Source organism: Helicobacter sp. UBA3407 (assembly GCF_949747025.1).
Classification (GTDB): Bacteria; Campylobacterota; Campylobacteria; order Campylobacterales; family Helicobacteraceae; genus Helicobacter_D; species Helicobacter_D ganmani.
In genome coordinates this window covers 1-4927 of the sequence record NZ_CATKCB010000186.1, presented here as the reverse complement: position 1 = coordinate 4927, position 4927 = coordinate 1, and the positions used below count along the sequence as shown (strand labels likewise).

The 4927-nt window shown below is 36.3% G+C and carries 6 protein-coding genes; all 6 read left to right on the top strand.

Annotated features, from left to right (window positions below):
• The coding region (locus Q1553_RS06890; RefSeq protein WP_366525097.1) for a DUF815 domain-containing protein at positions 1-780 on the top strand (780 nt) is incomplete at its 5' end.
• 10 nt (positions 781-790) lie between these two features.
• Positions 791-1615: a UTP--glucose-1-phosphate uridylyltransferase GalU gene (galU, locus tag Q1553_RS06885; RefSeq protein WP_115550693.1), complete on the top strand. Its 825-nt coding sequence runs from the start codon at positions 791-793 to the stop codon at positions 1613-1615.
• Positions 1616-1624: 9 nt separating this feature from the next.
• Positions 1625-2077: a hypothetical protein gene (locus tag Q1553_RS06880; protein ID WP_300842850.1), complete on the top strand. Its 453-nt coding sequence runs from the start codon at positions 1625-1627 to the stop codon at positions 2075-2077.
• Between the two features lie 21 nt (positions 2078-2098).
• A complete protein-coding gene (gene murA, locus Q1553_RS06875) occupies positions 2099-3367 on the top strand; it encodes a UDP-N-acetylglucosamine 1-carboxyvinyltransferase (RefSeq protein ID WP_300706606.1) in 1269 nt (422 codons plus the stop codon).
• Between the two features lie 7 nt (positions 3368-3374).
• Complete coding sequence (gene rsmH, locus Q1553_RS06870; protein WP_300842849.1) at positions 3375-4322, top strand: 16S rRNA (cytosine(1402)-N(4))-methyltransferase RsmH; 948 nt, start codon at positions 3375-3377, stop codon at positions 4320-4322.
• Positions 4322-4864: a hypothetical protein gene (locus Q1553_RS06865; protein WP_297579722.1), complete on the top strand. Its 543-nt coding sequence runs from the start codon at positions 4322-4324 to the stop codon at positions 4862-4864. The genes rsmH and Q1553_RS06865 overlap by 1 nt, the downstream gene beginning before the upstream one ends.
• The last annotated feature ends 63 nt before the right edge of the window (positions 4865-4927 follow it).

The following is a 4927-nucleotide window of genomic DNA, read 5'->3' as shown; positions in this document are numbered from 1 at the left end:
CACAAAAGGCAAAGAATGATAGATTTTGCTTGGAATTTAGAATCGCAAGTCGCAGCCATCTATCGTGTAAGTGGCTATGTGCATGGGATTAGTGAGATAGAATCTCAAAGGCTAGATTCCTTTTTTGGATTAGAAAAAGAAATCAAACTTTTATGTGCCAATACAGAGTCCTTTTTGTTTCGTGATTTAGGGGTTAATGTTTTGTTGTGGGGAGCAAGAGGTTGTGGTAAAAGCTCATTGATTAAGGCAATTTTGCTTCAATATGCTAAAGAGGGTTTGAGGATTTTGCAAATTGAAAAAGAGCATTTAGAGATTCTGCCAGAGGTTTTAGATATTTTGCGCAATAAACATTATAAATTTATTATTTTTTGTGATGATTTGAGTTTTGAACAAGATGAAAAAACTTATAAAAACCTTAAAAGCATATTGGAGGGAGGTTTAGAATCTTTGCCTAAAAATATAAAAATCTATGCGACTTCCAACCGACGACATTTGTTGCCTGAATTCCACGATGAGAACGAGATATTTGGCTATGAAGGAAATGAGGATAAAATCGCTTTAAGCGACCGCTTTCCTTTGTGTATAGGATTCTACACGCAAGGCAATGCGGAGTATTTGGAAGTTTTAGCGGGATATTTTAAGAAAGAAAAAGACACAAAAGAATGGGAAAAAATTTGTAGAATCGCATTACAATATGCTGTTCAAAAAGGCACACGCAATCCTCGCACTGCGGCACAATTTTATACACTTTATCAAAGCGGTTTGTTGGATTATCTATAAAGGAGAAAAAATGATTAAAAAATGTTTATTCCCAGCTGCTGGCTATGGCACACGATTCTTGCCTGCAACAAAAACAACACCCAAAGAAATGCTACCTATTATCAATAAACCCTTGATTCAATATGGTGTGGAAGAGGCAATGGAAGCTGGAATCTTTAATATGGCAATCGTTACAGGACGTGGAAAAAGGTCGCTAGAGGATTATTTTGATATTAATTATGAATTAGAACATCAGCTAAAAGGCACAAGCAAAGAGAATCTTTTAAAAGATATTCGCAATGTTTTGGAGACTTGCAGTTTTTCTTACACACGGCAAATGGAAATGAAAGGCTTAGGACACGCAATATTAGTTGGAGAAAGTCTTGTTGGAAATGAACCTTTTGCGGTAATTTTGAGTGATGACTTATGTGATAATGAGGGAGGGCAGGGCGTATTAAGCCAAATGTGTAAAATCTATGCAAAATATCGTTGCTCTATTGTTGCAGTAGAAGAAGTCGCACTAGAAGAGGTGAGCAAATATGGTGTGATTGCGGGAAGAAAAATAGATGAAGATGTTTTTGTTGTGGATAATATGATTGAAAAACCAAGTCAAGAGGAAGCTCCAAGCAATTTAGCGATTATTGGACGCTATATTTTAACACCAGATATTTTTGAGATTCTACATCGCACCAAACCCGGAAAAAATGGTGAAATTCAAATCACTGATGCACTTTTAGAACAATGTAAAAAGGGTATGGTGCTTGGGTATAAATTCAAAGGTGTGCGCTATGATTGCGGAAGTGTAGATGGTTTTGTCAAAGCCACAAATATTTTTTATGATAAGCTAAAGCGATAGAATCAAGAAATGTATAGTTTTAATTTTTATCTTTTTATCTTTTTGTTTTTATGTCTCTTGATGATGCCATTTTTTTTGCTCGGGGGCGGATTTATTATTAATGAAAGAATCCAAGCTTATCTTGCGGCGATAAGAGGACGAGAGAAAAAGTTTCATAACATCAACTATCTTGTTTCTATTTTTAAAGATGAAAATTCTGAACAAGAATTATTAGAAGAAGCATTAGCTGCTTTCAATCAGCATTTTTTACATTTTGGGGATATAGGAAAAGAGAGCAAGGAATATCAAGGACGACTTGATTTTATCGGTGCGCTTTCTTGGTGTCCCAAAATGGACATTGACCGCGTGGTAAATTACCGAGAAGATCTTGTTAAAGCTAATCCAAACTTTAAAAAAGAAATTGAAACCGTCATTGGTCAAGCATTGAAAAATCGTGATGAGAAAAAAGGTAAAAAGAAATGATAAATCAAAAAAGGAAATGTAATGGATTTTTTAGCATTAAAGGGTGAAACGCGTTTGCAAGGAGCAATCAATATCGCAGGAGCAAAAAATTCTGCCTTGCCTCTCATTGCATTAACCTTGCTTACGACAAATAAAGTCATTCTTGAAAATTTGCCCAATGTAGTGGATATTAAGACATTCTTTAGTCTCCTAGATATGCTAGGTTGTCAAGTTTGCGAAATAGATAGCCACACAACAAGTGTAGAAATCTCCAAACTCAACAGCACAAAAGCAACTTATGATATTGTGCGCAAAATGCGTGCTTCTATCTTGGTTTTAGGACCGCTTTTGGGGAGATTTGGACATTGTGAAGTTAGTTTGCCTGGAGGTTGTGCGATTGGAGCTCGTCCAGTAGATTTACATATTAAAGCATTAGAAAAAATGGGTGCAGAGATTCGTATTGAGGGAGGTTATATTGTCGCAACCGCCAAAGAGGGATTAAAAGGCACAACGATTAATTTTGATAAAATCACGGTTACAGGAACAGAAAACATACTAATGGCAGCTGCAATGGCAAAGGGTAAGACAACGATTATCAATGCGGCTAAAGAGCCTGAAGTCGTCCAACTCTGCGAGATTCTAAAAGAAAGTGGTATGGAAATTAATGGAATCGGAAGTGATGAGATTGAAATCTATGGAACAAATATGGAAGGCTTAAAATTGCCAGAAAAAATTGCCGTGATTCCAGACCGCATTGAAGCAGGAACTTACCTTTGTGCTGGAGCAATCACAAATTCTCAAATCACCTTGCACAAAATTAATCCCAATCATTTGGGAGCGGTCATTTCTAAGCTAGAGGAAATTGGCTTTAAACTTACTTTTAACCACGATTCCATTACAATTTATCCTGCTCAAAAATGCAATAGCTTTGAGCTTTCTACGACAGAATATCCGGGATTCCCCACAGATATGCAAGCTCAATTTATGGCACTTGCAACACAATGTGAGGGAAGTAGTATTATTGAAGAAAGATTGTTTGAAAATCGCTTTATGCATGTAAGTGAGTTGCAAAGAATGGGTGCAAACATCAGTTTGCGGGGAAATACTGCAACCATCTATGGAATCAGCGAATTAATCGGTGCAGATGTTATGGCGACAGATTTACGCGCTTCTAGTGCCTTAGTGCTTGCGGGTCTCGTCGCAAAGGGAGAAACAAACATTCATAGAATTTATCATTTGGATAGAGGCTATGAAGATTTGGAAGCAAAGCTCACAAAATTGGGTGCTCAAATTTCCCGTTTGCAAGAATAGGGTAGCAATGGATATCTCGCATATTCCTGTTTTATTAAATCAAGTCGTAGAATCTTTCCAAACACCCCCAATACAAAAGGGTGGGGTGCTAATTGATTGCACTTTGGGCTTTGGGGGACATAGTGAGGCACTCTTAAGGGCTTATCCCAAACTTGAAATTATAGGAATTGACCAAGACAAAAACGCTATTACCTTTGCTAGTGAGCGACTAAGGGGATTTGGAAAGAGATTTTCTTATCAATTTGGTAGATATAGTGAAGTGCTAAGGCAGCTTTTGGAGAATGTGGAATTGTATAAAAATCTTGTTGGAATCTTTGCAGATATTGGTGTTTCCTCTTTGCAATTTGATGATAGAAGTCGCGGATTCTGCTTTGATTCAGAAATGCTTGATATGCGAATGAATCAAGAACAAATTTTAAATGCAAAAGAAATTGTGAATCATTATACCTCCAATCAGTTGGAGCAAATCTTTAGAGATTTTGGAGAGATTAGAGAATATAAAAAGCTTGCGCGTTTGATTATAGAATCGCGTAAAATAGAGAAAATTACAAGCTCAAAAGCCTTAAGCTCTCTTATTTCCAAGCACTTTAAACACCCAAAGATTCACCCTGCAACACAAGCCTTTCAAGCTTTAAGAATCGCAGTAAATGATGAATTAGGAGAACTCAAGCGTCTGCTTGAAAATATAAGGAGTTGCCCGCTACAAAAAGGAGCAAGACTTTCTATTATCTCTTTTCATTCGCTAGAGGATAGATTGGTTAAAACTGCCTTTAAGGAATGGGAGAGAAAATGTATTTGCGGGAGTGGGGTAATGCGATGTGTTTGCGGAAATAATCATCAAAAGGGGAGGAATCTCTACAAAAAACCTTTGTGTGCTTCTAAGGAGGAGATAAACGCAAATCCACGCTCACGAAGTGCAAAATTACGCAGTTTTGAATTTGGAAGTGTTGAGTAATGGAATCCTATGAAAATTTGCGCTTAGAGCAAAAAGATAAAATACGAAAATGTAGCTTTTGGGAAAGATTCACCAAAAAAGAAAGTGAAATCTTAGAAGAAAATTTAGATTTTTTAGAAGAACGTTATCAAAAAACAAATCAAGATTCTGCACCAACAATTCAAGAAAATCTATTGTTTCAAGATTCCAAAGAAAATCTTGTCTTGTTAGATGATTTAATGTTGAAAACAAATTTGTCCTCTAATGCAGAGACGCAGCAAACAGCAAGCTTGAATCCGCAAGAAAAAGAAGCCGTTTTAGAAGTGGATTTTAGCTCTAAAGAGATTCCATTTAAGGTTGTATGTATGCTAATGATTGCAATGTTTGCAATCTTTTTACTTTTTATGCCCAAAATTTATATTCGCAACAATATTTATTATACGAGTCGCAATTTGATTCAACTTCAGGCACAACTAGATTCTTTAAATGAAGAAAATAAACATATTAAAAAACAGCTAGAGGATATTAAATTTAAAAATTTGACGCACGAATTAGATTTCTAGCAAAGGCTAGGAGAGGGCGGTTGTGGAATCCCCTTAAGCCTCAAACTTAAAAGAAGCACTCTT

What these genes read in the sequence shown, in the direction of transcription:
- galU (WP_115550693.1), top strand. Translation starts at nt 791, where the DNA reads ATGATTAAAAAATGTTTATTCCCAGCTGCTGGCTATGGCACACGATTC.
- Q1553_RS06880 (WP_300842850.1), top strand. Translation starts at nt 1,625, where the DNA reads ATGTATAGTTTTAATTTTTATCTTTTTATCTTTTTGTTTTTATGTCTC.
- murA (WP_300706606.1), top strand. Translation starts at nt 2,099, where the DNA reads ATGGATTTTTTAGCATTAAAGGGTGAAACGCGTTTGCAAGGAGCAATC.
- rsmH (WP_300842849.1), top strand. Translation starts at nt 3,375, where the DNA reads ATGGATATCTCGCATATTCCTGTTTTATTAAATCAAGTCGTAGAATCT.
- Q1553_RS06865 (WP_297579722.1), top strand. Translation starts at nt 4,322, where the DNA reads ATGGAATCCTATGAAAATTTGCGCTTAGAGCAAAAAGATAAAATACGA.